Source organism: Pseudomonas sp. KK4 (assembly GCF_001984065.1).
In the GTDB taxonomy this organism is placed as follows: Bacteria; Pseudomonadota; Gammaproteobacteria; order Pseudomonadales; family Pseudomonadaceae; genus Aquipseudomonas.
This window is the reverse complement of sequence record NZ_LYVP01000042.1, coordinates 1-26,359: the sequence shown is the minus strand read 5'-3', so window position 1 is coordinate 26,359 and position 26,359 is coordinate 1. Positions and strand designations below refer to the sequence as shown.

Genomic DNA, 26,359 nt, shown 5'->3' with positions numbered 1-26,359 from the left:
CGGCGACCTGTGGGTCGCCGTTTTCGGATGTTCATGCGTTCAACGCGCGGCCAACGCCCCTTGATACAACACCGGGCCCGTAGGTTGACCGGTCGGTGAGCCGCCCTTCGGTTCAAGGCTGACTGCCAGTGCGATCGGTTTGCCGATCAACTGCTTTTGCGCGTCGCTCAATTCAACGCGACCCTTCCCACCTGGCGGAATCACACCAAGGGATATCGGTTTGCCGTCCGCCGGGATGGCCCAAAGTTCCAGGCTACGATCCTGCTCTACGACGGCGAGGGACAGCGATTCGACGCGCAAGTAGTCCCCATGGGCCTCGACCTTCAGCGCAGGCCGCGCGTCAGCCGTCAGCAAGGTGGCGCTGTACAGGGCGCTGTCACGGTTGTAGATCACGCCCAGGGTCACGGCGATCACCAGGGTGCAAACGGCTGCCGTTATCCGCAGCCAGCTCCAGAATGGGCGTTTCTCTGGCACATGCAGGGTTTGCGGTTCGATCCGTGCGGTGATGTGGTGCCACACCCGTTCCGGAACCGGTTGTTCCGGCAGGGCTTGCGTGAGGCTGGTGAGGTGTTCTTGCCATTGCGCCAGTTCTGCACGCAACGCTGCGTCGTCCAGCAGCAAGCGTTCAAAGCGTCGGCGTGCAACGGAGGGCATCAGGCCGATGGCGTAGTCGGCGGCGAGGGCGCGGCGCAGGGTCGGGGTCTGGTAGTTCATGATTCGAGGCACCTGCGCAGGCGTTCCATGCCTCGGCGAATCCATGATTTTACCGAGCCCAGCGGTGCGGCCATGTGTTGCGCCAGTTCGGAGCACGATAGACCCTGGAAGTAGGCGACGGTAATCGATTGGCGCTGCATGCCCTCCAGGCTGTCCAGGCAGCGGTTGAGCGCGCTGGCCTCGCGGGCACTGTTCAGTTGTTCGTGGGCCGAGGGGCTTTCGTCCACCAGCGCCTGTTCTTCAATATCGGCCAGCGGTCGATCACGGTGCTTGCGCAACTGGTCGATGGCCTGATTGCGGGTGATGTTGATCATCCAGGTCAGCGGTGCGGACAGATGCGCCTCATAGCGCGAAGCGTTGTTCCAGATGCGCACGAAGCTTTCCTGCAGCACTTCTTCGGCGAGATCCGAACGCCCCATCAAGCGCAGTGCAACACCGTGCAGACGCGGCCCGACACTGCGGTACAACGTCTCGAACGCGCGGCGGTCGCCCAGTGAGCACTGGGCCAGCAGTTGTTTGAGCTGATCGGTGTCGGCGATGGAAATGGGGCTTCTCCTGACGTTGGGCTGCGTGCGTTGCCGGTTGCCGGCAGAGGTTAGTTCACGTCCCGCCGTTGTTCCATTCACAGCCCGATACCTCGATAAAATCCGCCGACCCCGATGCGCAGGGCCGGCGGTCGCCCTCAACCTTTGGGCATCAGTACTTTGTCGATGACCTGGATCACGCCGTTGGACTGGTAGACGTCGTAGGTGGTGATGTCGGCGACGTCACCTTTTTCATCCTTGATGGTGATGTTGTGCGGGCCGTTCATCATCGCCCACAGCTTGCCGCCGGCGACGGTGGTGAGTTCGGTCTTGCCGCCGCCGGCCTTGATCTTCTCGGCCAGGGTTGCCATGTCGAGTTTGCCGGCGACGACGTGGTAGGTGAGGATTTTGGTCAGGGCGGCCTTGTTTTCCGGTTTGAGCAGCGTGTCGACAGTACCGGAGGGCAGGGCGGTGAAGGCCGAGTTGACCGGTGCGAACACGGTGAACGGTCCTTTGCCCTTGAGGGTATCGACCAGCCCGGCGGCTTTGACGGCGGCGACCAGCGTGGTGTGATCGGAGGAGTTCACCGCGTTATCGACGATGTCTTTGCTCGGCAGCATGCTCTGGCCGCCGACCATGACGCTGTCGTGGCTCATGGTGGCCGCTTGCACGGTGCCCAGGGTGAATCCGCCGACCAGGCCCAGGGTCAGCAGACTGGCAATCAACGGCGTTTTGATCGAAGTGCATTTCATGGTGATGATCCTTGTGGGGAGAATCGGCCAGGAGTGTCTGTCCGTGATGGATATACGCGTGTGGAACGAAACTGGATGCGGTGACGGAAAATTCTTTTTTGCTTTGCCGCTGTTCTGCAGCGAGTGCGCTCGCGATGAACCTGAGAACGCCGCGGGGTATCAGGTTCACCGCGTTATCGTTGACGTCCATCGCGAGCAAGCTCGCTCCTACAGTGTGGGGTGGAACAATGTGGGGGGTTGCCAGTCCAACGTGCAGTTTTTCGCCGTCCATTACCGGGCGGTTTTCCTGGAGAGTGTCTGGATGAAGATTTCACGCGGTTTTGCACTGGCTTCGCTGATGACCCTGGCGGCCAGTCCGGTGTTCGCACAGTTCAGCCTGGGCGATGCGGCCAACGCCATTGCCGGGATGAAGGGTGGTGATCAAGCCGCGGCGGCGGCGCCGACGTCGGAAACGGCGGGTTTGCTCGGTGCCTTGAGCCAATTGAACGTCACGCCACAACAGGCCGTGGGCGGCACCGGGGCGATGCTGGGCCTGGCCAAGAACCAGTTGAGCACCGCCGACTATGCGCAGTTGGCCAAGAGTGTACCGGGCATCGATAAGTTGTCCGGCGGTGGTGAACTGGGGGCGCTGGCCGGTTTGCTCGGTTCCAGCGGCAAGGCTGCGGGTCTGGACAACGCCCTGGGCGCCGTCAAGGACACCAACGACCTGAACAACGCCTTTGGCGCCCTGGGCATGGACAGCGGCATGATCGGCCAGTTTGCCCCGGTCCTCCTGCAGTATCTCGGTCAGCAGGGTGTCGGCGGTCCGCTGCTGCAGAGCCTGGGCAGCATCTGGGGCGCTGGCACCGGTAGCTGATCAGCGGCGTTCGGCGCGCAATGCGTCGATGCGCTTGTCCTTCTCGGTCCAGAGTTGATTGACCCAGTTCTGGACCGTTTCACGAAACAGCGGGTCGTTTTCGTAATCGCCCTGCCACAACGCCGGGTCGAGTTCGTGGGTCTGGATGTCGATGATGACCTTCGGCACGTCGCCGCTGATCAATTCCCAGAACCCTGGAATTGTCCGCTGCGGGTACACCACCGTCACGTCCAGCACCGCATCCAATTGTTCGCCCATCGCCGCCAGCACGAACGCCACGCCGCCGGCCTTGGGCTTGAGCAGGTGGGTATAGGGTGACTGCTGCTGCGTGCTTTTGGCCGGGGTGTAGCGGGTGCCCTCCAGATAATTGACCACCGTCACCGGCTGGCGCTTGAACAGCTCACAGGCCTGTTTGGTGATCTCCAGGTCCTTGCCCGCCAGCTCCGGGTGCTTGGCCAGGAAGGCCTTGGAGTAGCGCTTCATGAACGGGTAATCCAGCGCCCACCACGCCAGGCCCAGGAACGGCACCCAGATCAGTTCTTTCTTGAGGAAGAATTTGAAGAAGGGTGTACGCCGGTTCAGCGTCTGGATCAGTGCCGGGATATCGACCCAGGATTGATGGTTGCTGATGACCAGATACGAAGTGTCGCGCCGCAGATCGTCACCACCGCGGATGTCCCACTGGGTAGGGATGCAGAAGCGGAAAATCAGCTTGTCGATTTCCGACCAGGTCTCGGCGATCCACATCACCGCCCACGACGCGTAGTCGCGAAAACGGCCGGGCAAGACCAGTTTGAGCAGGGCGAACACCATCAGCGGCCCGATCAGGACCAGGGTGTTGAGCAACAGCAGCAGGATGACGAAACAGCCGGTGAGCAGGCGGCGCATAAATGACTCTTGAAAGCGTTTGGGCGCGCCATGATAAGCAGCTTCGGGCGGCAGGCCAAATCGGCGGTGACGAATGTTTCACTTGGGCATGGGTATGCTCAGGTGACTGCGATGATCAGTTCGAAGGGTTGTGTTGATTGCACGGGCCTCTTCGCGAGCAAGCCCGCTCCCACAGTGGACCGGGGTGTTCACAAGGGGTGGGGGCGAGTCTTGCCCGCGAAGCGATCTCAGCAACGAACGAATCCTCAACTGACGGTCTAAAATTTCGCTGCCCATCCATCCAAGGACATTGCCTACGTGAAATCCCTCCTCGCCCTGCTGTCCCTCGTCGCGCTGCCGATCATGGCCGCCGAGCCCACCCTCTACGGCCGCTACGAATACATCGCCCTGCCGGAAATCGGCGGTGAAGTGCTCAAGGCCAAGATGGACACCGGCGCCCTGACTGCCTCGCTGTCGGCCAAAGACATCGAAACCTTCACCCGCGACGGCGAGGACTGGGTGCGTTTCCGCCTGGCCACCAAGGACGCGAGCAACAAGGTCTACGAGCACAAGGTCGCGCGCATCAGCAAGATCAAGACCCGTTCCGAAGAAGATGAAGACGAAGACGTGGCCGCGCCGACCAAGCGTCCGGTGGTCGATCTGGAGCTGTGTCTGGGCAACGTCAAGCGCACGGTCGAGGTCAACCTGACTGACCGCAGCAGCTTCAATTATCCGTTGTTGATTGGCGCAAAAGCATTGCGCGAGTTTGGCGCGGCGGTGAACCCGGCGAGAAGGTTTACGGCGGATAAGCCGGATTGTTAGTTGCCGTGACCCGGCGCTGTTTATGTAAGTTGTCGTAAGTTTGAATTTGCGGTTGCCGGGTCAGGGACGATATTTTTCAGGTAATTAATGATGTTCTTTTTGTTCTCGAAGGTCATGACCTGGTTGTGCAGATTGTAAACGGCCTTGTCTCGTGGTGTAGATACGTTGTCCACGGTGGGATAGACAAAGGTTGTGGAGGATCGGCTTATGGCGTTTTGCCTTGCGATCGGGTCAGGGATGGCGTTTAGAAGCGCGCCGATTTTATCAGTCAGAAGCTCATTCTTTTCATTGATGATGCGCGTGTAGGTTTCTATTTTTTCAATGGCTTTTTTGTCCAGTTTTAAGTTCGAGGACTTTTCTCCAAGTTGATAGCCTAAAACTTTGCCTTTGTAGGTCATGCCTCGTTTCATATTAGCCAGATCGCTGGCGGTATCCATTGCTTTTTTGCTTGCCATCGTTGTTCTTGCCAATGTGCCCGATGGTCTGAAAAGGCCTAGCAGTGCCAGGAATGAGCGGCCGTTAGGGTCACGTCGATTGACTGGGTCGCCTGCGCAATACGCATAAGCATTCAACCCCCCTTCCTCGAACGGACTCAAAATGTCGGGGCGGGTGAACCGCGCCAGCACGGGGTTGTATTGCCGATAACCTTTTCCAGGATGGTAGTGGCCAGTAAGCGCGTCAGGCAATTCGCCGTTAAACCCGAGCAAACTGATCAGGCCATTCTCCGGTGGTCGATAACCGTAGGGTGCACAGGCAATGGGGTACGGCTGGCTCGTATCTACAGCAGTCAATACGGAGCGCTGTTGATCGGTTGCCAACAGAGTTGATTTGCTTGATTGGGTGATCATCGCGTCATCCGCTTAAGAAGATCTAATTTCGAGTTCTGCCAGCTGTTGTTCGTATTTTGATTTTTTATAGTAATAAGTGTCCATTAGCCAATGTTTGTTGTTTTGTTTTTCATTTTCCAAGAGCTTGCTTTGAATTCTTGCCGCGGCCTTGGGGTCGCTGTATTTGACGGTGCCGGAAGTTGACTTGGCAATGGGCTGAGCAATAGATTGTCGGCGGACACTCGTAATTGGATTAACTCTCGAATTGATCGTTGGGGCTTTTTTCAATTGAACCTTATAAACCTCCTCAGACGCGAATCCCATCCTCTGCCAATCAGGAATGTCTTTACGGGCACGGACAGGAACAGGGCTAGAGCCAGGGCTAGGGGGCGGGGTTTGTGGTACGTAGGTTACATAACCACGACTTGCCAAAATATCAGAAGCATCGTCTGAAAGATCACTGGCAGCTGCGCTTGAAGCCTTGCCAACTCGTGGCTTGTTTTTAGCTTTCGTACTCTTTCCGAATACAGATCTGAATGCTGATCCCAAGTATCTGGAGAGCCAAGAGCTCCCTGTCGGATCCACCCGATTAACCGGGTCTCGCCCGCAATACGCATAGGCGTTGATCCCGCCCTTTCCAAACGGACTCAAACTGTCCGGACTGTTAAAGCACATCAATATGGGGTTGAACGCCCGATATCCATTCCCCAGGTGATAATGCCCGGTCAACGGGTCTGGCATTGCACCGGCAAATCCGAACCGGGTGATCAACGCGTCCGCTATTGGTCGATAACCATAGGGTGTATAGGCACTGGGTTGAGACTGACTTTCGTCCAAGCCTGCCAATATCGATTTTTGCTGATCACTTGCCAGCAGGATTGTTTTACTTGCGTGAGTGGGCATCGGTTCAGCTCCGAGCAGGATCCATACAGCCGGACCTTCAGCATCGGAGCTTTTTCGGTTTTTGCCTACTAGCAGAACTGCTAGGTGCGGCGGGGTTTAAAGCTTGGGCATGGTCGCCAGCATGGATGGCCGCTGACTGACTTCGAAGTACCACGCCGCCAGTTTCGGATTGGCCGTGCGCCAGTCCAGGTCTGGATGACGCAGGTCCAGATAGCCCAGTGCGCATGCCGCGCTGATGGCGGCCACGTCGAAGTGGCTGGTCAGTTCGGCGATCGCGTCCTGTTCCAGCAGGGCCAGGGTGCGGCGGATTTTGTCGCGCTGGCCCTCGAGCCAGGCGTCCCAGTGTTTTTCCGGGGCGCGCAGGGCGACTTCGTAGCGCACCAGTACCGCCGCGTCCATGATCCCGTCGGCCATCGAGGCCAGGGTCAGGCGCCGCCAGCGAGCCGAGCCTTCGCGGGGGATCAGCGGGTTGCCGACGTGCTGGTGGTCGAGGTAGTCGAGGATGACCCGGCTGTCGTGGATGACGTTGCCGTCGGCCAGGCGCAGTGCGGGGATTTTGCTCAGGGGGTTGTCGTCGATCAGCGCCGCGTCCGGGTCGACCGGGGTGAGCACGCAGTTCTGCAGGGCCACGCGGTCCTGTTGACCGGTCTCGTGCAGCAGCACCATGACTTTGCGAACGAAGGGCGAGAGGGAATTGTGGTAAAGGGTCATGCTCGGGGCGGACATGGCAGGGTCTCGGTCTGGGGCAGAGTCGGGCAGCATAGCGCGTTGACCCAGGATCTAAAACGGGACCCTGTGGGAGCGTCGCACCGCCGCTCCCACCTCGTCCGTGTTTTAGCTGACGGGTACTGCACCCGGGAGATTCGAGGCAGCCTGCTGTGGCTTCAACTCACGCGCCACAGTCCAGACGATGAACGCCGCGACGATGTCGAAAATCGCCAGCACCACGAACAGCGGGCTGTAGCCGATCTTGGTCACCATTACGCCAAACACCAGGGTGAAGGCCGCCGCGCCGAGGTAGCCGAACATGCCGCCCATGCCGGTGGCGGTGGCCACTTCGTTTTTGCCGAAGGAGTCCGAGGTGATCGCATACAGCGCACCGGACAGGGTCTGGTGGGCAAAGCCGCCGATGCACAGCAGGGCAATGGCGGTGTACGGGCTGGCGACCAGGCCGATGCACGCCGGACCGATCATGCACGAGGCGCCGAACAGCAGGACCATTTTGCGCGAGGTGAACAACGACACGTTGCAGTACTTGTGGAAGAACGGGCTCAAGTAGCCGCCCAGCACGCAGCCCAGGTCGGCGGCGAGGAAGGGCAGCCAGGCGAACATCGCGATCTCCTTGATGTTCATGTGCCGCTCGGTCATCAGGTACAGCGGGATCCAGGCGTTGAAGGTCTGCCAGGCTGGCTCGGAGAGCATGCGCGCGCTGGCGATGGCGTAGAAGTTGCGGCTGCCGATGATCTTCTTCCAGCTGCCTTTTTGGGTAGCGGTGTTTTTGAAGTGATCTTCCTGACCGTTGAGGATGTAGTCGCGTTCTTCATCGCTCAGGCGTTTTTGATCGCGCGGATGTTTGTAGAAAATCATCCACAGGAACGTCCAGGCCACGCCCAGGCCGCCAACGATCAGGAACGCCAGTTCCCAGCCGCTGTGCAGGATCGCCCAGACCACCAGGGGGGGCGCCAGCACGGCACCGATCGACGAGCCGATGTTGAACCAGCCGATCGCCACCGAGCGCTCTTTGGCCGGGAACCATTCGGTAGAAGTCTTGACCGCCGCCGGCAGGCCTGCGGCTTCTGTCAGGCCGAGCAGGCCACGCACGAACGCCAGCCCCTGCCAGCCGGTCGCCAGTGCGGCCAGCGCGCAGGCAACCGACCAGGCGAAGGCGAAGATGGCGAAGCCCATTTTGGTGCCGATGGCATCGATGATGTAGCCGGCCACCGGTTGCATCAGCGCATAGCAGACCTGCCACGCGACCACGATGTGCGAGTACTGCTCGGTGGTGATGTTCATTTCACTCATCAGGGTCGGTGCGGCCACTGAGAGGGTATTGCGAGCCAGGTAGTTGACCATCAGGCCGGCCGTCACCAGGCCGACCATCCACCAGCGGATGCCTTTGACTTTCATCACATCACCATTCTTTTATTTTTGGATTTATGGGTGCAGCGGTCGTTGTAGGTTGTCGTACAACATGCGCCTTTATAGAAGTGCAAGGGCGAAACTGTCAACAGATATGTCTGAGATTTTGCTGGATCAGACGACAGGCGGGGCGAGGGCGTTGTCGTACGACCCTGTAGGAGCGAGCATGCTCGCGATGGTCGTGAACGATGACGCGGGAAGCCAGATGCCCCGCGGAGGAGGCAGTGATTACGTGGGTGGTCTGGTTTCCCGCGGTGTTCTGGCGTCCATCGCGAGTGAACTCGCTCCTACAGGAGATGGGCGATGTATGGGTCAGCGGCGTTTGAGCAGGCCGCGCAGGGCGAGGGCGGCGGGGATGCCCAGGCCGAGCCAGCTCAGGGCGTCCCACACGCCGTCGCCCAGCAGCGCGGCGAATAACCCTGCCGCGGTGAACAGGGCGATGACGGTGGGGGTGGCGAAGACCTTCCAGAAACTCGACTGCCGAGGCTTCATGCCACGCTCTCCGCTTTTTCCAGCACCGGTTTCGCGGCCTTGCGCCGCACCACCCACAGGTACACCCCACTGCCCAGCACGATGATCGTCAGCACATCCAGGGTCGCCCAGAGGATTTGCATCGGCAGGCCGCCGTAGTCACCAAAATGCAGCGGTTGCGACATGCCCATGGCGTCCATGTACCAGGGGCGTTGCGCCACGGCGGTAACTTGCAGGGTGCTGGCGTCGATCAACACCGGCGTGAGCAAGTGCGACGTCAGGTGCGTGCTGCCTTTCATGAACACCGCGTAATGGTGCTCGCTGGAGAAGCGCGTGCCGGGGAAGGCGATGAAGTCCGGTTGCATGCCGGGTGCAGCCTCCCTGGCGATGTCGAGCAAGCGGGTGGCCGGCGCCCGTTGCGTCAGCGGCGGCGCATCTCGGTACGGCGCGACCATCGCGCTCAGGCTGTCGTTGCGCCACGCGGCGATCAACAGGTCGGCACAGGCGCTGATCACCCCGGTCACACCGACCACCAGCGCCCAGGTCAAGGTCACCACACCGATCAGGTTATGCAGGTCCAGCCAGCGCAGGCGAGTGGATTTGTCCTGGCGCACGGTGGCGAACTTCAAACGACGCATGAACGGCAGGTACAGCACCGTGCCGGACACGATCGCGATGACGAACAACAGGCCCATGAACGCCAGCAACAGCTTGCCCGGCAGCCCGGCGAACATGTCCACGTGCAGGCGCAGCATGAACATCATGAAGCCGCCGTTGGCCGACGGCATCTCCAGCGCCTCGCCGGTGCGGGCGTCGAGCATGAAGGTGTGGGACGAGTTCGGCTCGGTATCGGCCGTGGCCGCCATGATCGCGATTGCGCCGTTGGGCTCGTCATCGTCGAAACCGAAGTACTGCATGACGTCGCCGGGACGATGCCTTTCAGCCGCCTGCACCAGTTGCTGCAGATTCAGCTGCGGGGTGTCCGCCGGCATCTGCTTCAACTCGGCGGCGTCGCCCAGCAAATGGTCGATCTCGTGATGGAAGATCAACGGCAGGCCGGTCAGCGCCAGCATCAGCAAAAACACCGTGCAGATCAGGCTGGTCCAGGTATGGACAAAGGACCAGCGGCGAATTGTTTTACTTTTCATTTCATGACCTTCGGAAATACCAAAGCCGTCCTGGGTGGACGGCCTGGGTACTGGGCGTGTCAGATCACGCGGTTACCACTTGTAGTTCACGGCGGCGATGACGTTGCGTTCGTCACCGTAGTAGCACCAGAAACCGTCACAAGTGGAGATGTAGTCCTTGTCGAAGATGTTTTTCGCGGTGACGTCGACCGAAATCCCGGCGAGTGCGGGGTTAAGGCGACTCAAGTCGTAATGCACGGCGGCGTCGTACACGGTGTATGAGCCCACGTGAGAGTCATCAACGTTGCTGGTGCTGCCATAGGTGTCGCCCACGTAGCGCACCCCGGCACCTACGCCGAAACCATCGAGAAAACCGGCATGCCAGGTGTAGTCAGACCACAGCGAAGCCTGATTGCGTGGAATCAACTTGAACCGATTGCCTTTGTCCGCGCCCTTGAGAATTTCGGTGTCGGTGTAGGTGTAGGAACCTACCAGCTTCAGGTTTTCGGTAACGTCCGATGTGGCTTCGAGTTCGATGCCGCGCACTTTCAATTCACCAATCTGACTGGTGACGTTGTTCTGAGTGACCGACACGTTTTCCTGACGCAGATCGTAAGCTGCCGCAGTCAGCAGGGTGCGGCTGCCCGGTGGCATGTACTTGACACCGACCTCGGTCTGCTTGCCTTCGGTCGGTTTGAACGAGTGGGTGGAACTGGCGTCCGCGCCCATCGATGGCTGGAACGACTCGGTGTAGGAGATGTAGGGCGTGATACCTGAATCGAACACGTAGCTCAGGCCCGCGTTACCAGTGAAGGCCTTGTCACGCTGGGTATTGGTGGCATCGTTCTGGTTGTTGAACTGGGTTGCGGTGTGAATCCAGTCTTCACGTCCACCCAGCGTCAGGCGCCATTTATCCAGAGAGATTTGATCCTGAGCGTAGAGGCCGGTCTGGTTGGTCTTCTGGTTGTAGTCATAAAAAGTCGCGTAGGAGACGTTGGAGAAGTCTGCCCCACGGATCGGGTTGATCACGTTGCTTGGCGGTGCACTGCCTTCGAGCCACTTGTAATTGGTGTTGGTGCGCTGATGGTCCAGGCCCAACAGCACGACGTGGCTCAGTGGCCCTGTTTGGAAATCAGCCTGGAAATTGTTATCCACGGCGAACTGACTGATGTCTTCGTCGACCTTGTCAACCAAGCGCGCCAAGGTGCCATCTGGCGAGACTGAATTTCCGAACGACGCATAGGCTTGCTGGAATTCCAGATCGCTCTTGGTGTAACGCAGGTTTTGTTTGAACTGCCAGACATCGTTCAGGCGATGGTCGAAGGCATAACCCAACGCGTAATAGGTGCGGTCGTAGTGGTCGGAGTCTGGATCACCCAGGTTTTTGTGGTGGGAGATTTGACCGGCATCCGAATACAGCTTGGTGCCTTGTAGCGGCAGAAACTGACCGGCGACCCCGGTATCGTCGCGGGTGTACTGCGAGAGAAAAGTCAGGTGAGTGTCGTCATCCATGTTCCAGGTCAGGCTTGGCGCTATGTTGTAGCGCTTGTCGTCGATATGGTCGACCGGCATGCCACTGTCACGTACTACTCCGTCGACGCGGTACAGGAACTGGCCCTCATCATCGATCTTGCCGGTGCTGTCGAAGTTGATCTGCTTACGGTTATTGCTGCCGACTTCGGCATGTACTTCGTGGCTGGCGATGGCTTCGGGACGGCGACTGACCATGTCAAGCATGCCGCCTGGCGGGGTCTGGCCGTAGACTGAAGAGGCTGGGCCGCGTAGCAATGTGATGCGCTCCAGGTCCCATGTTTCAACTTTCGGGTTGGCATAAGACCCTTTTGGCAACGGCAGGCCGTCGAGAAACTGAGTGGGTTCGAAGCCGCGTACGCGCAACCAGTCGGCGCGCGAGTCACTCCCGTAGCTGCTGGCGATCACACCCGGCATGTAACGCACAGCATCATCAAGATTCTGTACTCCACGATCTTCCATCTGTGCGCGCGTGATCACAGACATTGAACGTGGCGCCTCGACGATTGGCGTGTCGGTTTTTGTGCCGGCAGCTGTGCGAGTAGCGACGTAGCCTTCTACCGGCCCCCAGGCATTTTCAACATTTTCCGAGCCGATCACGCTGGTCGCCGGCAGGTCCAATGTGCCTTCGGGAACCGCCACCAGGGTGTAGGTGCCGCCGCTCTGTTCCAGCTGCAAACCCGTGCCACGCAACGCTTCACGCAGGGCGCCAGCGCCATCGAACTGGCCATTCACCGGGGCGGACGTCTTGCCGGCGGCCAGCGATGGGTTCAACGACAGCGCCAGGCCGGCCTGGCTGGCGATCTGGTTCAGGGTGCTGGCCAATGGCGCGGCGGGCAGGTTGTAGGCGCGAACGCTGGACGCCTGTTCGGCGGCGACCAGTTGGCTGCTTGCCAGAGGGGTGCAAAGGGCAATGGCGGCCGCCAGCAAACTGGGGCGCAACAAGGTGTCTAGCGAACGGAACATGCGGTGGCTCCTGAAAGGGAATACTTCTCAATTGCCTGTGTGCCGCACGAGAATCAAAAAGTGATAGGGCTGGATGAAAATAATTTTGATTTAGTTATCGAACTGTTTCCCAACGGAGCGTGGGAACCATCAAAACACCGGGGGCCGCTTCGCAGCCCAGCGGGAGCAAGCTCCCTCGCCACGGGTTTTTTGTTCTTTCAGGGTTTGGCGTCGGTCTTCGCTGCGACCGTCACCCACCATTGCGTGTGGTGTTCGATCTGCACCGGCAGGGTCGGCAGCAAGGTGTTCAGGGCCAGGTCGGAGTTGTGCAGCGGGAAGCTGCCGGTGATGCGCAAGTCGGCCACTTCGGGCGCGACGCTCAGGTGGCCACGGCGATAGCGACCGATTTCACGCACCAGGTCTTCCAGCCGCGCGTTGTCCACCACCAGCATGCCGCGGGTCCAGGCATCCGCGCCGAGGTTGGCGGCCAGAATGGGACCCATGCCGTCGTTGCGGATCAGCACTTGCTGGCCTTCACGCAGAATCTGCTCTTGGGGGTTGGAATCCGGGTGAGCCGCCACAGCGGATTTGAGCACGCTCAGCCGCGTCCCCTCGGCTTCGCGCTTGACCAGGAACCGTGTGCCCAACGCACGCATGCTGCCTTCGCGGGTTTCGACGATGAATGGCCGGGCGTCGCCATGACCGGTCTCGATCAGGATTTCCCCTTCCTGGAGCACCACCCGCCGCTGCTTCTCATCAAAGCGCACATCCAGGGCACTGTGGGTATTGAGGTTGATCAGCGTACCGTCGCTCAGGCGGATGGTGCGTTGTTCCCCCGTGGCGGTGCGCTGATCAGCCAGCCAATAATCGATCGGCAGATACCGTTCGCCGGCAAACAGCGCCAGGCCGATCACCGCGACGACGCTGGCCACACCGCTGCTCAGCTTGCGCACCCGTCGGCGAATGCCTTCGCGCGATTGCAGCAGGGCAGTGCGAGCCGGACCGCTGGCGACGCTGAAGCGTTGATCGAGCATGCCCAGTTGGCGCCAGGCACGGGCGTGCTCTTCGTGGGCGGCGTGCCATTTGGCGAACTCTTCGCGCTCCACCGGGCTGCCGGAGTCCAGGGACAGTTGCCAGGCAATTGCTGCATCGAGCACTTGCGCCGACACCGGTTTGCAACTGATCGGGGTCATGTCGGCTCCCCGTACAGCGCGATGTAGCACTGACGGATGCCCTGCGCCAGGTATTGGCGCACGCGAGGGACGGAAACCCCCAGGCGTTCGGCGATTTCTGCGTGGCCCAGGCCATCCAGACGATTGTAGAGAAACGCCGACCGGGCCTTGCTCGAAAGTTTGCCGAGCAGGCGGTCGATGTTTTTCAGGTCTTCGAGGATCATTTGCTGTTCTTCCACCGACGGTTGCTCGGCTTCGGGAATCAGCATCAGTTCGGTCAAGTAGGCTTGTTCCAGCGCAGCCCGGCGGAAATAGTCGAACAGCAGGCCCTTGGCGATCGCCACCAGAAAGGCCCGGGGTTCACGGGGTTCCTTCAACTCTTCACGGCCCAGCAAGCGCATGAAGGTGTCCTGGCTCAGGTCTTCAGCCCGTTGCGGGCAGGCGACGTTGCGCCGCAGCCAGGCCAACAGCCAACCGCGATGGTCGCGATATAACGCACCGACGAGCTCACTGTGAGGGCTTGGGACTGACGACACGCAGCATCACCGATTGGGAAATGTTAACTAACGAGAATTGTTCGCGATTGTGTCAGAGGCGAACCCGGTAAGCAATTGACGCTGGTCGGTTGGGATTCAAGAGGGATGCATGTAGGACGGCGTTATCGTTTTTCGCGGGCAAGCCTCGCTCCTACAGGTTTTATATTGAAAGCCTGTAGGAGCGAGGCTTGCCCGCGAAAGCGCCAGACCAGGCGCTGCCAATCAGAAGGACGGCGTCTGCTGCCGCCGTTTCCACTGGCTTAGCCGCTGTTGCAGGTTCAACGGACTGTGCACCTGTTGCTGGCGCGCCCGGCTGAACAGAATCAAGGCCAGTTCGGCGGTGGCCAGGGCGTCGGCGCTGGCGTTGTGGCGCTCGAAGACTTCCAGCTTGAACCAGTCGATCCACTCGTCCAGCCCGGCTTCGCGGATGTTGGCCTGGGGGCAGAGCAGCGGGGCGATGTCCGCCACATCCAGAAACGCGTGCTGCAACTTGTAGCCCAGGTGATCCTTCAGGGCGCGGCCGAGCATGTGCTGGTCGAACGGTGCATGAAAGGCCAGCAACGGACTGTCGCCGACGAACTCCATGAACTCGATCAACGCTTGCGCCGGGTCGCTGCCGGCGGCGATCGCACTGGGTCCCAGGCCATGGATCAACACGCTGGGGCTGAGTTTGAGCTCGGCGCATTGCAGGGTGCGTTCGAATTGTTGGCTGAAATCGATTGCGCCATCCTCGATCACCACCGCGCCGATGGACAGTACCCGATCCTTGTTCAGGTTCAGCCCGGTGGTTTCCAGGTCGAGCACCACCCAGCGTTGCTCACGCAGACTGCATTCGCTCAGGGCGGCGGGCGCCGACAAGCGTTGCAGGCGCTGTTGCAGCGCTTGCGACAGCAGCGGACCGGCCGGGCGCAGCCATGAAAACAGGCTCATAGCTGGTACCGCAGGGCCAGGCTGCTTTGCAGGCGCTGGGCCTGGCGCAGGGATTCGCGCAGGATGCGCCGGTCCAAATGATTGAGGCTGTCCGGGTCGACTCGGTTGGAGTAGGGCAGGTTCTCCCGGGTCTGGCGTTGATGCTGCTGCATGCGGGTTTGCTGGATGAAGTGGTAGGCCTCTTCATACGCGGCGCCATCGAGCGGTTCGATGACCTCTTTATCCACCAGCCTGCGAAAACGCTCCAGGGTGTTGTTGGTTTCGATGCCATGGGCCAGGGCCAGCAATCGCGCTCCGTCGACGAAGGGCGTCAGGCCCTGGACCTTAAGGTCGAGGGTGGCTTTCTCACCATTTTTCCGGGCCAGCACAAACTCGCGGAAACGCCCGACCGGCGGGCGGTTACGCAACGCGTTCTCGGCCATCATGCGCTGGAACAAACGGTTGTCGCCGACCTGATCGAGAATCGCGCGACGCAGTTGTTCACAGCCTTGCTCGCTGCCCCAGACCACGCGCAAATCGAAATAGATGCTCGAGCCCAGCAGGTTCTCCGGCGTGGCCTCGCGGATAAAAGCGGCAAAGCGTCGGGCCCACTCGACCCGGGACAGGCACAGCTCGGGGTTGCTGGCCATGATGTTGCCTTTGCACAGGGTGAAGCCGCATTGCGCCAGGCTCTGGTTGATCTGATGGGCAATGGGCAGCAGTTTGCCGCGAATCTCCGCCGCGTGGGCCGCGTCCCGGGCCTCGAACAGGATGCCGTTGTCCTGGTCGGTGTGCAGGGTCTGTTCGCGGCGACCTTCGCTGCCGAAGCACAGCCAACTGAACGTCACACCGGGGTCGCCTTTGTCGGCCAGGGTCAGTTCGATGACCCGGCACACGGTGTGGTCGTTGAGCAGGGTGATGATGTGGGTGATCTGCGTGGACGACGCGCCGTGGGCCAGCATGCGCTCCACCAGTTGACCGATCTCGCCACGCAGTGCCACCAGGTTTTCCACGCGCTGGGCGTTGCGGATGGTACGCGCCAGGTGCACCAGATCGACCCGTTGCAGGGAAAACAGATCGCGCTCCGACACCACGCCGCACAGGCGCTGATCCTTGACCAGGCAGACGTGGGCGATGTGTCGCTCGGTCATGGCGATCGCCGCATCGAACGCGCTGTGTTCCGGCGTCAGGTAGAATGGTGCCTGGGTCATGTGCCGCTCAATGGCTTGGGCGAAGTCACCCGTGCCGTCGGCCACCACCTGACGCAAATCGCGCAGGGTGAAAATCCCCAGCGGCGCCTTCTGTTCGTTGACCACCACGATGCTGCCGACCTGCTGCTCATGCATCAGGGTCACGGCTTCACGCAGCGGTGTGGCGGGGCTGCAGGTGACCGGGTGGCGCATGGCCAAGTCGCCCAGGCGGGTGTTGAGTGAATATTGGGTGCCAAGGGTTTCCACGGCTTTTTGCTGGACCTGCTGGTTGACCTGATCCAGCAGGCTGCTCACGCCCCGTAGGGCGAAGTCGCGGAAGGTGTGGGAAATGGCGAAGAGCTTGATGAACGCCAGCTTGTTGAGCTGCAGGCAAAAGGTGTCTTCGGCCGCCAGGTGCTCGGTGCGGGTCGCACGTTCGCCCAACAGCGCGGCGAGGGGGAAACACTCGCCGGTGGTGATTTCAAAAGTGGTTTCCGTGCCGCCCTTGGCCGAGTGCGGACGCTCGCCGACCACTCGGCCCTGCTTGACGATGTAGAAGTGCTCCACCGGGCCATCGGCAGGCTTGATGATGCTCTCGCCGGGGCCATAAAAACGCAGCTGACATTGTTCAACCAGATACGCCAGGTGGGCGTGCTCCATCTGATTGAAAGGTGGGAAACGCTGAAGGAATTGCAACGTGCCCTGGATGTTTTGCAACACCGCGGTCTTCCCTGCCTGGGTGAAGGCGTCCGCTTTACTCATAACCATTACCGCAGTCTTTTTTGGATTTGTTGTTGTCGGATGACTCGGCCATGGTCGACCCCTGCGGCCGGGGTGCCCATTGGACGTAAGTCTAGGTAGGCAATGCCTATCCTGGATTGTCGGAAAAAACTTACGCAATTGAAGGAAAAACCTCTCTAATTCGCACTTGGAAAAATATCCGACGAAGTGCACATTGAAGGTCTGCTTAGCGATGTCTCACCACTGTGCTAGGGAATTGTACTGAACATGTAGAGAACGCCATGTCCGACCACGATATTTTGAGTGACGCCGAGCGAGCCGCGCTCAGTGCCGTCATGCTGGAGCCCGACCTGCCGGCGCAGCGGGTGCTGATCGTTGACGACGACAAGGACGCCCGAGAGTTACTGTCTGAGATTCTGGCCCTGGATGGCATTCGTTGCATGACCGCAGCCAGTGGCGAAAGCGCCCTCAAGATGCTGGAAGAAAAACCTTCGATTGGCCTGGTGATCACTGACTTGCGCATGGGCAATGTCGACGGCCTGGATTTGATTCGCCAGGTGCGCGAATCGGTGCGGGCGGCCATGCCGTTCATCATTGTGTCCGGTGACGCTGATGTGAAGGACGCCATCGCGGCGATGCATTTGAGCGTGGTGGATTTTCTGCTCAAGCCGATCGATACCGGCAAGCTGCTGGGGCTGGTCAAGCATGAGTTGGGGATGGAGCCTTGATGGTCTATCACGCGTAAGAAAGCTTTTGTGGTGAGGGGATAAATCCCCTCACCACAGGCATCACTTCATCACCGGATTGCGCGCAAACAAAAAAGCCCTGATCGAAAGATCAGGGCTTTTTCGTGTCCGGCATCAGCGCTCGGTTACAGGCCGTTGGCAGCCTTGAACTCGCGACGACGACGGTGCAGGACCGGCTCGGTGTAGCCGTTCGGCTGTTTCGTGCCTTCGATCACCAATTCGACCGCGGCCTGGAAGGCGATGTTGCTGTCGAAGTTCGGTGCCAGCGGGCGGTACAGCGGGTCGTTGGCGTTCTGACGGTCAACCACCGGCGCCATGCGCTTGAGGCTTTCCATCACTTGCTCTTGGGTGACGATGCCGTGACGCAGCCAGTTGGCGATGTGCTGGCTGGAGATACGCAGCGTGGCACGGTCTTCCATCAGGCCGACATCGTTGATGTCTGGCACTTTCGAGCAGCCGACGCCCTGATCGATCCAGCGCACCACATAACCCAGAATGCCCTGGCTGTTGTTGTCCAGTTCGTTCTTGATCTGCTCGGCAGTCCACTGCGGGTTCACCGCCAGCGGAATGGTCAGGATGTCGTCCACCGAGGCATGGGCACGTTTGGCCAGCTCGGCCTGACGGGCGAACACGTCAACCTTGTGGTAGTGCAACGCGTGCAGTGCAGCGGCGGTGGGCGACGGGACCCAGGCGGTGTTGGCGCCGGCCAGTGGGTGGGCGATTTTCTGCTCGAGCATCGCCGCCATCAGGTCGGGCATTGCCCACATGCCTTTACCGATCTGCGCGCGACCTTGCAGGCCGGTGCTCAAGCCGATATCGACGTTGGAGTTCTCGTAGGCGCCGATCCATTTTTCCGCCTTCATGTCCGCCTTGCGCACCATCGGGCCGGCTTCCATGGAGGTGTGGATTTCGTCACCCGTGCGGTCGAGGAAACCGGTGTTGATGAACACCACACGCTCGCTCGCGGCCTTGATGCAGGCCTTGAGGTTGACCGTGGTGCGGCGCTCCTCGTCCATGATCCCGACTTTGAGGGTGTTGCGGGGCAGGTTCAGCACGTCTTCGATGCGACCGAACAGTTCGTTGGTGAACGCGGCTTCTTCAGGGCCGTGCATCTTCGGCTTGACGATGTACACCGAGCCGGTGCGGGTGTTCTTGCGCGAGGTATTGCCATTGAGGTTGTGCACGGCCGCCAGGCAGGTGACCAGGCCATCGAGGATGCCTTCCGGCACTTCATTGCCATCTTTATCCAGGATCGCGTCGATGGTCATCAGGTGACCGACGTTACGCACGAACAACAGCGAGCGACCGTGCAGGTTCACCTGGCTGCCGTCGACAGCGGTGTAGGTGCGGTCGGCGTTCATGGTGCGGGTGAAGGTCTTGCCGCCCTTGGCGACTTCTTCCGCCAGGTCGCCCTTCATCAGGCCGAGCCAGTTGCGGTAGATCACCACTTTGTCGTCGGCGTCGACGGCGGCGACCGAGTCTTCGCAGTCCATGATGGTGGTCAGCGCCGCTTCCATCAGGATGTCTTTGACGCCGGCTGCATCCGTCTGGCCGACCGGGGTGCTGGCATCGACCTGGATTTCGAAATGCAGGCCGTTGTTTTTCAGCAGGATCGCAGTGGGTGCCGAAGCATCGCCCTGGAAGCCGATCAACTGGGCATCGTTGCGCAGACCCGTGTTGCTGCCGCCCCTGAGCGCCACAACCAGTTTGCCGTCGACGATTTTGTAGCTGGTGGAATCGACGTGGGAGCCGGCCGCCAGGGGCGCCGCTTCGTCGAGGAAGGCACGAGCAAAGGCAATCACCTTGTCGCCGCGAACCTTGTTGTAGCCTTTGCCTTTTTCTGCACCATCGGCTTCGCTGATGGCGTCGGTGCCGTAGAGCGCGTCGTACAGCGAACCCCAGCGGGCGTTCGAGGCATTGAGGGCAAAGCGGGCATTCATGACCGGAACCACCAATTGTGGGCCGGCGGTGCGGGCGATTTCGTCATCGACGTTTTGCGTCGTTGCCTGGAAATCGGCCGCTTCTGGCAGCAGATAACCGATGTCTTGCAGGAAGGCTTTATAAGCCACGCCGTCGTGTGGTTGACCGGCACGGGATTGGTGCCAGCCGTCGATACGAGCCTGGAAATCATCGCGTTTGGCGAGTAGGGCTTTGTTCTTCGGCGCCAGGTCGTGAATGACCTTGTCGGCACCGGCCCAGAACTTATCGGCGGTGAGGCCGGTTCCGGGAATGGCTTCGTTGTTCACGAAGTCGAACAGGACTTTGGCGACCTGCAGGCCACCGACTTGAACGTGTTCAGTCATTGCTTGCCTCACTCTGCTCAGCTATTTCGCTTTTCAGCTCTTCAATTTAACAATGAAGCCTTGGGCCATTTAAACCACAAACCCGTCTACCAGTACATGCCGTTCACGGGCGGCTGGGTTGGGACCAATCAAAGGCTTGAGGCCTTGCTGACAGGGCTTTTGGGGTTGCGAACGTGCCTGCGGCAGACATCGATCCAACGTTATGTAGTGCTTGCCGAGGCATACTACATGATGAATTGCGGTTGTGAAAATTAGACTAATTACGTCGTTCTGCGACCCTGTGACGCATTGCGGTCACAGCGCGGAACGGGATGTTCTCAAAAAATTGGTGGATTGTTCCAGTTAAATATCAAAAGTTGTACACATATTCTTCGCTGTCCCGATGGTTGACGTAACTCTCTTGCCACAAAAGCCAGGCCGCGCCGAATCGAGCCCCTTGCCTATACTTGATTTTCCATAACAAGAATCATGACCAGAGGGCTGCGCCATGGACCACCTCGTACTCACTGTTTTCGCGCCGGACAAGCCCGGGCAGGTCGAGCGCATTGCCCAATGCATCGCCGAGCAGGGCGGCAACTGGCTGGAAAGCCGCATGTCGCGCATGGCCGGGCAATTCGCCGGGATCTTGCGGGTGGGGGTTCCGGCCGAAGGCTACGACGCGCTGGTGGATGCGCTTCAGGGATTGGCTGCTCAGGGCATCCGCGTACTGATCGCCGAAAGCAGCATCGAACAATCCTGTACCTGGAAGCCGATCGCCATGGAATTGGTGGGCAACGATCGGCCTGGGATCGTACGTGATATCACCCGCTTGCTGAGTGAGCAGGGGGTCAACCTGGAACGCTTGGTGACGGAAGTGCGGCCGGCGCCGATGAGCAGCGAGCCGCTGTTTCACGCCGAAGCGATTCTCGCGGTGCCGCTGACGCTGTCATTGGATGTCCTGCAATCGCGCCTGGAAACACTGGCCGACGACCTGATGGTGGAATTGGTCCTGCGTAGCGAAGCCTGATGCGGTTATCCAAGTTAAACGTGCACCTGCCTGTGGATAACCTGTAGAGACAGCCTGCCAGGCCACGTGCGCTGCGGCTTGGCCAGGGTTGATCAAAAAAGCGCCAACATTCAGTGACTTGCGCACAAACGCCGGGGATCACGCTGTGGATAACCTTGGGAAGGAACGATGCAGGCCACGATATTCGAGGCCTGCAGAGGTTTGTGCATTTTTTGATCAGCTGCGGCGACGCAGACTTATCCACGCATCGATGCTGTAGACCGCCAGGCCCGCCCAAATGAAGATGAACGCCAGCAGGGTGCTGGAGGACAAGTGTTCGTCGAACAGCAGCACGGCTTGCAGCAGAACCAGGGTCGGCGCCAGGTACTGCAGGAAACCCAGGGTGGTGTAGGGCAGATGCCGCGCGGCGGCGTTGAAACACACGAGCGGTACCAGGGTGACCGGCCCGGCTGCCACCAGCCACCAGGCTTCGGAGGTGGTCCAGAATTCGGCTTGAGCGCTGTGGGCGGTTGGGTTGAACAGCAGCCACGCCAGGGCGATCGGCACCAGCATCCAGGTTTCCACCACCAGCCCCGGCAGGGCCTTGACCGGTGCCTGCTTGCGGATCAGCCCGTAGAAACCGAAGGTCAGCGCCAGCACCAACGACACCCACGGCAGGCTGCCGACCTGCCACACCTGTTGCGCCACGCCGATGGCCGCCAGCGCCACGGCAACCCACTGCATGCGTCGCAGTCGTTCGCCAAGAATCAGCATGCCCAGCAGCACGTTCACCAGCGGATTGATGTAGTACCCCAGGCTGGCCTCGAGCATGCGTCCGTTGTTCACCGACCACACATAGGTCAGCCAGTTGGCGGCGATCAGCGTGCCGCTCAAGGCCAGGATCGCCAGCCGTCGCGGGTTCTCCCGCAATTCACGCCACCAGCCCGGGTGCTTCCACACCAGCAGCAGCAAACCACCGAACAGCGCCGACCACAGGACGCGGTGGATGATGATCTCCACGGCGGGCACGTTGGCGATGGCTTTGAAGTAGAGCGGGAACAGGCCCCAGATGATGTAGGCGCTCAGGCCCAGGATGTACCCGCGACGCGGGTTGGCGGCTTGCATGCAGAATCCTTGCTTAGGCAGCTAACAAAGAGGGGATTGTAAGGGCATTTCCCTTGATGTGCTGGTCCCTGTAGGAGCGAGCTTGCTCGCGATGGTCGTCAACGATAACGCGGGACATTTGATACCCCGCGGTGTTCTCGGGTTTTTCGCGAGCGAGCTCGCTCCTACAAGGGGCGGTGGTGTTCAGAAAAGTTTGAGCGGTTCTTCGTTGAGCGCCGACAGTTGCTCACGCAACGCCAGCACCTGGTCGCCCCAATAGCGCTCGGTGCCGAACCACGGGAAGCTGCGGGGGAAGGCCGGGTCGTCCCAGCGACGGGCGAGCCAGGCGCTGTAGTGCATCAGGCGCAGGGCGCGCAGCGGTTCGATCAGCGCCAGCTCCCGCGGGTCGAAGTCGTGGAATTCGTTGTAGCCGTCCATCAATTCGGACAATTGCCCCAGGCAATCCTGGCGGTCACCGGCCAGCATCATCCAGATGTCCTGCACGGCCGGGCCCATGCGGCAGTCGTCGAGGTCGACGATGTGGAACATCTCGTCGCGGCACATCATGTTGCCGGGGTGGCAATCGCCGTGCATGCGGATGTTCTGGTGGGGCGTGTTGCTGTAGGCATCTTCCACACGCTTGAGCAGATCACGGGCCACGGACTCGTAGGCCGGCAGCAGGCTGCGCGGGATGAAATTGCCTTCGAGCAAGGTGGCCAGGGAATCGTGGCCGAAGTTTTTCACCGCCAGGGCCTCGCGGTGTTCGAACGGTTTGGTCGCGCCGACGGCATGCAGGCGGCCCAGCAGTTGGCCGAGGCGATACAGCTGATCGAGGTTGCCCGGCTCCGGCGCACGCCCGCCGCGACGAGGGAACAGGGTGAAGCGGAAACCGTGGTGTTCGTGCAGGGTTTCGCCGTTGTGGATCAGCGGCGCCACCACCGGCACCTCGACGTCGGCCAGTTCGAAGGTGAACTGGTGTTCCTCCAGGATCGCTTCGTTGGTCCAGCGCTGCGGGCGGTAGAACTTGGCGATCAGCGGCTCGGCGTCTTCGATGCCGACTTGATAGACACGGTTTTCATAGCTGTTGAGCGCCAGGATGCGGGCGTCGCTCAAAAAACCGATGCTTTCGACGGCATCGAGCACGAGGTCTGGGGTGAGGGTTTCAAACGGGTGGGCCATGCTGACTCCTGCGCGCAGCAGGCTGCTGCGTCCGGCCAGGCATGGTAGCGCAGACGGCCGAAGATAGGTGGTGGCTGTGCTGACGCCTTCGCGAGCAAGCCCGCTCCCACAGTGGTTTGCGCTGTTCACAAAACCTGTGGGAGCGGGCTTGCTCGCGAAGAGGGCCTGTCAGGCGCCGATGATGCCGCCGTCTGCGCGGCTGATGGCAATCACCGATGACCGCGGCTTGCCGTTGGGCAAGTGCTCGGGGAAGGTAGAACCACCTGATTCGCCTGGGTGTTGAATGCCGATGAACATCGTCTTGTGGTCCGGCGCGAAGCTGATGCCGGTCACTTCGCAGCCGATCGGCCCGACCATGAAGCGGCGAATTTCACCGCTGACCGGGTCGGCGCAGAGCATCTGGTTGTTGCCCATGCCAGCGAAATCCCCGGCATTGCTGACATCGCCGTCGGTTTGAATCCACAACCGCCCGGCATCGTCGAAGGCCAGGCCATCGGGGCAGTTGAACATGTTCTGCGGCGTGATGTTCGACGAGCCGCCCTTGGGCGTGCCGCCATGCACCTGCGGGTTGCCGGCGACCACGAACAGGTCCCAGGCGAAGGTGTGGGCGGCGTGATCGTCGCGGTCGGTGCGCCAGCGCAGGATCTGTCCGTAGACGTTTTTCTCCCGCGGGTTGGGCCCGCCTACCGGTTGCCCCTCTTCGCCGCGCTTGGCGTTGTTGGTCAGGGTGCAGTAGACCTGGCCGTCCTTGGGGCTGACCACGATCCATTCCGGGCGATCCATGCGCGTGGCCTTGACCACGCTGGCCGCCAGGCGCGCGTTGATCAGCACTTGGGCCTGATCGGCAAAGCCGCTACTGGCATCGATGCCGTTCTTGCCGTGGGTCAGCTCGATCCACTCGCCTTGGCCCTTGGGGTGATCGGGGTTGCTGTCGCCGGCGTCGAAACGCGCCACGTACAGGGTGCCGTGGTCCAGCAGGTCGCGGTTGGCCTTGGGGTTTTTGTGATCGATTTTGTCGCGGCTGACGAACTTGTAGATGAACTCGCCGCGCTCATCGTCGCCCATGTACACCACGGCATGACCGTCAGCGGTTTCGGCCAGGGCGGCGTTTTCATGCTTGAAGCGACCCAGTGCGGTGCGCTTGACCGGGGTCGAATGCGGATCGAACGGATCGATTTCCACCACCCAGCCGTGACGGTTGAGCTCGTTGGGATTCTTCGACAGGTCGAAGCGCGCATCGTGTTGATGCCAGTTGATCTCTTTGCTGGCCGCTGCCACGCCGTAGCGTTTCTGCGCGGCGTCGAACTTCTGCTCGGCGTCGGTGCTGCCGAAGCAGTCGGTGAAGTTCTCTTCGCACGTCAGATAAGTGCCCCACGGGGTCTTGCCGTTGGCGCAGTTCTGGAAGGTGCCCAGCACGGTTTTGCCGTGTGGGTCGGCGCTGGTCTTGAGCAGGTCGTGACCGGCGGCCGGTCCGCTGAAGGCGATCGGCGAGTTGCCGTGGATGCGTCGGTTGTAGCGCGAGCCCTGGACGAATTGCCATTGCCCGTTGTGGCGCTGCACTTCGATCACCGTCACGCCTTCGGCGGCCAGTGCCTTGCGCACGTCTTCGGCCGATTGCGGCATGCCGCCGTGGGGGTAGAGGTAGCGGTAGTTGGTGTATTCGTTGTTGACCGCCATCAGCGCGCGGTTGTGGTCGCCGGGGAAGGCGAACAGGCTCATGCCGTCGTTGTGGTCGCCGAACTGGACTTCCTGATGGGCCGCACTGCCGTTGCCGCTGGGGTCGAAGGCCGGTCCATCCCTGTGCAGGGGCTGGCCCCAACTGATCAGCACCGTGGATTGATAGCCGGGCGGCAGGCTGATGCTGTCGGCGGTAGCGGTGGCGATGCTGTCGAAGCCCAGCAACTGGCTGGTGCCAGCACTGACGCTGGCGGCAAGCACGCTGCGGCTCAACAGGCTGCCGCCCAGGAACATCGCGGCGCCGCACAGGGCGCCCGCGCTGATGAATCCACGGCGGCTGAGGCCGACCATCTGTTCGAGATCGGTGGGTTGGTGTTCTTCCAATAGGCTCACATCAGGCTTCCTGCAGGTTTTTGCAGTCACCTTAATCATGGCCGATGAAGGTTTTGTTGCAGTGTATTTACAGCGGTGTGCCCAGCAGGACCCGGGAGGGTGGAAACTCGACGCGCACCGGTTTGCCATGGGTCAGCCCAAGATCCTGCAGGTGCCCTGGCTCGGCCAGGGCGCAGAGAGTCAGGCCGTTGGGCAGGGTGATGCGCACTTCGCTGGGACCGTCATCGGCGTTGAGAATCGTGTCGATGGTGCCCGTCAGGCAATTATTTTCGGGCGTTTGAGCAGCGTCGACTGCCATCACATCGAGCCAGCCAGCCTTGATCAAGGCGACGACGTCGGTGCCGATTTGCAGCTCCAGACGTTCGGTGCTGTCGTGGGTGATTTGTGCATCGACCTTCAGGCCTTCGGCGAGCTGGAGGCGAACCAGGTCATTGCGCCCCTGGGCCTCGATCGCCACGACCTGGCCATGCAGCTGATTACGGGCGCTGGTGCGCAGCATCAGGCGCCCGAGCAGGTCGAGGTCGCTGGCGTCTTCAGCCGCTTCCAGCACTTGGGCTTGCAGCGCCTGCAGTTTTTGATACAGACGCAACACCCGCTCGCCTTCGCTGGACAACCTCGCGCCGCCACCACCCTTGCCGCCGACGCTGCGCTCCACCAGCGGTTTCTGCGCCAGGTTGTTCAGCTCATCGATGGCATCCCATGCCGCCTTGTAGCTCAGCCCCGCGCTTTTCGCCGCGCGGGTGATCGAGCCTTGTTCGGCGATGTGCTGCAACAGCGCGATGCGCTGGGGACGGCGGACGATGTGCTGTGACAACAGAGTGGGCAGGGACATGGCGAGGCGCTTTGGGTGGTGGCGGTGGTGATGACGTTGGCGGGTGCAAGGCGGGTAGTCAAGCCGCAATCCCCTGTGGAAGCGGGCTTGCTCGCGAAGGCGGTGTATCAGTCGC

General features: G+C 60.7%; 24 protein-coding genes. 4 read left to right on the top strand and 20 right to left on the bottom strand.

Going from position 1 to position 26,359, the window contains the following annotated elements; all coding sequences use genetic code 11:
• Window positions 1-39: 39 nt before the first annotated feature.
• The 3 genes from B0W55_RS15790 to B0W55_RS15780 are packed head-to-tail and all read right to left on the bottom strand — an operon-like array spanning window position 40 to window position 1,990.
• Window positions 40-714, bottom strand: coding sequence for an anti-sigma factor domain-containing protein (locus tag B0W55_RS15790; RefSeq protein ID WP_077046870.1), 675 nt, complete (start codon window positions 712-714; stop codon window positions 40-42).
• Window positions 711-1,340: a sigma-70 family RNA polymerase sigma factor gene (locus tag B0W55_RS15785; RefSeq protein WP_077046869.1), complete on the bottom strand. Its 630-nt coding sequence runs from the start codon at window positions 1,338-1,340 to the stop codon at window positions 711-713. The genes B0W55_RS15790 and B0W55_RS15785 overlap by 4 nt, the downstream gene beginning before the upstream one ends.
• Before the next feature lie 56 nt (window positions 1,341-1,396).
• On the bottom strand, window positions 1,397-1,990 hold the full coding sequence (locus B0W55_RS15780; RefSeq protein WP_077046868.1) for a fasciclin domain-containing protein: 594 nt from the start codon (window positions 1,988-1,990) through the stop codon (window positions 1,397-1,399).
• 301 nt (window positions 1,991-2,291) lie between these two features.
• Between B0W55_RS15780 and B0W55_RS15775 the strand changes: the two genes are divergently transcribed.
• Complete coding sequence (locus B0W55_RS15775; RefSeq protein ID WP_077046867.1) at window positions 2,292-2,846, top strand: DUF2780 domain-containing protein; 555 nt, start codon at window positions 2,292-2,294, stop codon at window positions 2,844-2,846.
• Here B0W55_RS15775 and B0W55_RS15770 read toward each other — a convergent pair whose 3' ends face one another.
• Window positions 2,847-3,734 carry an acyltransferase gene (locus B0W55_RS15770; protein WP_077046866.1) on the bottom strand — a complete coding sequence of 296 codons (888 nt, stop codon included), beginning with the start codon at window positions 3,732-3,734 and terminating at the stop codon, window positions 2,847-2,849.
• Window positions 3,735-4,031: 297 nt separating this feature from the next.
• Between B0W55_RS15770 and B0W55_RS15765 the strand changes: the two genes are divergently transcribed.
• Window positions 4,032-4,535, top strand: a complete 504-nt coding sequence (locus B0W55_RS15765) for an ATP-dependent zinc protease (protein WP_077046865.1) — start codon at window positions 4,032-4,034, stop codon at window positions 4,533-4,535.
• A 20-nt stretch (window positions 4,536-4,555) separates the two neighbouring features.
• Here the strand turns inward: B0W55_RS15765 and B0W55_RS31595 are convergent, their stop codons facing one another.
• From B0W55_RS31595 to B0W55_RS15710, 11 genes are all read right to left on the bottom strand, one after another.
• A complete protein-coding gene (locus tag B0W55_RS31595) occupies window positions 4,556-5,383 on the bottom strand; it encodes an RHS repeat-associated core domain-containing protein (RefSeq protein WP_083743198.1) in 828 nt (275 codons plus the stop codon).
• A 12-nt stretch (window positions 5,384-5,395) separates the two neighbouring features.
• Window positions 5,396-6,265, bottom strand: a complete 870-nt coding sequence (locus B0W55_RS15755; protein ID WP_077046864.1) for an RHS repeat-associated core domain-containing protein — start codon at window positions 6,263-6,265, stop codon at window positions 5,396-5,398.
• A gap of 96 nt (window positions 6,266-6,361) precedes the next feature.
• Window positions 6,362-6,991 (bottom strand): glutathione S-transferase, encoded by a 630-nt coding sequence (locus tag B0W55_RS15750; RefSeq protein ID WP_077046863.1) that lies wholly within the window; start codon window positions 6,989-6,991, stop codon window positions 6,362-6,364.
• A gap of 108 nt (window positions 6,992-7,099) precedes the next feature.
• Window positions 7,100-8,392, bottom strand: a complete 1,293-nt coding sequence (locus tag B0W55_RS15745) for an MFS transporter (protein WP_077046862.1) — start codon at window positions 8,390-8,392, stop codon at window positions 7,100-7,102.
• 324 nt (window positions 8,393-8,716) lie between these two features.
• Window positions 8,717-8,896, bottom strand: a complete 180-nt coding sequence (locus B0W55_RS15740; RefSeq protein ID WP_077046861.1) for a hypothetical protein — start codon at window positions 8,894-8,896, stop codon at window positions 8,717-8,719.
• The gene (locus B0W55_RS15735) at window positions 8,893-10,023 is read right to left on the bottom strand and encodes a PepSY domain-containing protein (RefSeq protein WP_077046860.1); all 1,131 of its coding nucleotides are present in this window, start codon (window positions 10,021-10,023) and stop codon (window positions 8,893-8,895) included. Before B0W55_RS15735 ends, B0W55_RS15740 begins: the two co-directional genes overlap by 4 nt.
• 72 nt (window positions 10,024-10,095) lie before the next feature.
• A complete protein-coding gene (locus B0W55_RS15730; RefSeq protein WP_077046859.1) occupies window positions 10,096-12,498 on the bottom strand; it encodes a TonB-dependent siderophore receptor in 2,403 nt (800 codons plus the stop codon).
• A gap of 197 nt (window positions 12,499-12,695) precedes the next feature.
• Window positions 12,696-13,670 (bottom strand): FecR domain-containing protein, encoded by a 975-nt coding sequence (locus B0W55_RS15725; protein ID WP_077046858.1) that lies wholly within the window; start codon window positions 13,668-13,670, stop codon window positions 12,696-12,698.
• Window positions 13,667-14,185 (bottom strand): RNA polymerase sigma factor, encoded by a 519-nt coding sequence (locus B0W55_RS15720; protein ID WP_077046857.1) that lies wholly within the window; start codon window positions 14,183-14,185, stop codon window positions 13,667-13,669. Before B0W55_RS15720 ends, B0W55_RS15725 begins: the two co-directional genes overlap by 4 nt.
• Before the next feature lie 222 nt (window positions 14,186-14,407).
• Window positions 14,408-15,115 (bottom strand): PolC-type DNA polymerase III, encoded by a 708-nt coding sequence (locus B0W55_RS15715; RefSeq protein WP_077046856.1) that lies wholly within the window; start codon window positions 15,113-15,115, stop codon window positions 14,408-14,410.
• The gene (locus B0W55_RS15710) at window positions 15,112-17,052 is read right to left on the bottom strand and encodes a putative nucleotidyltransferase substrate binding domain-containing protein (RefSeq protein WP_077046855.1); all 1,941 of its coding nucleotides are present in this window, start codon (window positions 17,050-17,052) and stop codon (window positions 15,112-15,114) included. Before B0W55_RS15710 ends, B0W55_RS15715 begins: the two co-directional genes overlap by 4 nt.
• A 254-nt stretch (window positions 17,053-17,306) precedes the next feature.
• Here B0W55_RS15710 and B0W55_RS15705 point away from each other — a divergent pair, with 254 nt between their 5' ends.
• On the top strand, window positions 17,307-17,753 hold the full coding sequence (locus B0W55_RS15705) for a response regulator (RefSeq protein WP_077046854.1): 447 nt from the start codon (window positions 17,307-17,309) through the stop codon (window positions 17,751-17,753).
• 143 nt (window positions 17,754-17,896) lie between these two features.
• On the opposite strand, the gene B0W55_RS15700 is transcribed toward B0W55_RS15705, so the two are convergent.
• Window positions 17,897-20,074, bottom strand: a complete 2,178-nt coding sequence (locus tag B0W55_RS15700) for a malate synthase G (protein WP_077046853.1) — start codon at window positions 20,072-20,074, stop codon at window positions 17,897-17,899.
• A 487-nt stretch (window positions 20,075-20,561) separates the two neighbouring features.
• On the opposite strand from B0W55_RS15700, the gene B0W55_RS15695 reads away from it, so the two are divergent.
• Window positions 20,562-21,080 (top strand): glycine cleavage system protein R, encoded by a 519-nt coding sequence (locus B0W55_RS15695; protein ID WP_077046852.1) that lies wholly within the window; start codon window positions 20,562-20,564, stop codon window positions 21,078-21,080.
• Between the two features lie 216 nt (window positions 21,081-21,296).
• On the opposite strand, the gene rarD is transcribed toward B0W55_RS15695, so the two are convergent.
• From rarD to B0W55_RS15675, 4 genes are all read right to left on the bottom strand, one after another.
• Window positions 21,297-22,184 (bottom strand): EamA family transporter RarD, encoded by an 888-nt coding sequence (gene rarD, locus B0W55_RS15690; protein WP_077046851.1) that lies wholly within the window; start codon window positions 22,182-22,184, stop codon window positions 21,297-21,299.
• A gap of 183 nt (window positions 22,185-22,367) precedes the next feature.
• On the bottom strand, window positions 22,368-23,342 hold the full coding sequence (locus B0W55_RS15685; RefSeq protein ID WP_077046850.1) for a serine/threonine protein kinase: 975 nt from the start codon (window positions 23,340-23,342) through the stop codon (window positions 22,368-22,370).
• Between the two features lie 168 nt (window positions 23,343-23,510).
• Window positions 23,511-25,412, bottom strand: a complete 1,902-nt coding sequence (locus B0W55_RS15680; RefSeq protein ID WP_077046849.1) for a PhoX family phosphatase — start codon at window positions 25,410-25,412, stop codon at window positions 23,511-23,513.
• A gap of 67 nt (window positions 25,413-25,479) precedes the next feature.
• Entirely contained in the window at window positions 25,480-26,244 is a 765-nt protein-coding gene (locus B0W55_RS15675) for a TOBE domain-containing protein (RefSeq protein ID WP_077046848.1), read from the bottom strand.
• Between the last annotated feature and the right edge of the window lie 115 nt (window positions 26,245-26,359).